Here is a 1,190-nt window from a genome sequence, read left to right as displayed (position 1 = left end):
GGATGGCGGTGAGCACCCATCGCGTGGACGCCAGTGCATTGTCCGCCGCGCGCGCCAGCGGGGCCTCGCCGAAGCTGCGTAGCGCGGTTCCGGAAACGTAGCGGAACATCATCGGGGTGCTTGCCAGCAGCGTGCGTTGTTCGGCGATACTGGCCGCGGCAGCGCGTTCGCGGGCCTTGGCTTCTGCGCGCTGGCGCAGCAGTTCGGCGCGCTCGCTGGCCGATCCGGCGGCTGCCAGGTCGCCCTGCGCTGCCGAACCATCCGCCTTCGCGGCTTGTTGCCCGGCGGCTGCGGCGGCCGAAGCCGGGGTGGTATCGGTCCCGCTGATCTCCGCGCTGGACAGCATGCCATCCGATTTTTCGATGACCGCGATCCCCTCCCGCCCGAAAGCGCGGGCGATCGACGGTTCAAGCGCGAACGACAACGACCCGTCGACATCGCGGTCGTCGCCGACGTTATAGGTCATGCCGGTAATGCGGCAGCGCGTGACCCCCAGCCGCTCGCAGGCCTGGGCATGCGCTTCCTGCGCGCCGGCGATATGCCCGGCCGGGAGGCGGAAGCTATAGTCGTAGCGGAAGGCGACGCCCGGCGCGGCGGTGACGTCGACGCCGAGGCCTGCCTCTTCGCGGCGGTCCTCATCGACGTGATCGGGCCCCTTGCTGCACGCGGTTGCCAGCAGCAACGCTGCGACGATCCATCTCTTCATCTACTATCCCCATCTATATTGTAGAAGATGAAACTATGGCGGCCCGTGCGTCAAGCGCGATCAACGGAACGCGGTGGCCGTTCTATCGCAGCGCCGCCAGGACCAGCCGCTTCGCTTCGCGCCACGCGGCGGTGTCGGGAGTCACCAGTTCGACATGGCCGGTGCGATCGACGCGATGGAGCGTCGCCCGGTCGCTGGCGGCGGTGGCGCGGGCGACGTAATCGGTCGCCATGCGATAGGGGATGATGCGGTCCTCGCGTCCGTTGACCAGATCTTGCGGCACGCCCAACGGGAACAGCCGCGGCACCGACGTGTCGGCATAGGGATCAGTGCGGGCGGTGCCGACCAGCCGTGCGACCACCGCGGTGCCGCAGCCATTGTCGGGGCTGGCGGCGGTCGCTTCCAGATCGGGCAGCCCGCCCAGGCTGACGACATGCGCGATCGGCAGCGGGTCGGCGGTGCGCAGCAGGCTGTCGGCGGGAAG

At 69.2% G+C, this 1,190-nt stretch carries 1 protein-coding gene and 1 pseudogene; both read right to left on the bottom strand.

What is annotated here, in order from left to right; genetic code table 11:
- Positions 1 to 706 (bottom strand): hypothetical protein (locus AX685_RS07240; protein WP_066487001.1); only part of this gene is annotated, 706 nt, incomplete at its 3' end.
- A gap of 82 nt (positions 707 to 788) precedes the next feature.
- Positions 789 to 1,190, bottom strand: a pseudogene (locus AX685_RS22415) (alpha/beta hydrolase); the annotation flags it as partial.

This window comes from Sphingomonas sp. CCH9-F2 (assembly GCF_001556735.1).
Classification (GTDB): Bacteria; Pseudomonadota; Alphaproteobacteria; order Sphingomonadales; family Sphingomonadaceae; genus Sphingomonas; species Sphingomonas ginsenosidimutans.
This window is presented reverse-complemented; position numbering and strand designations above follow the sequence as displayed.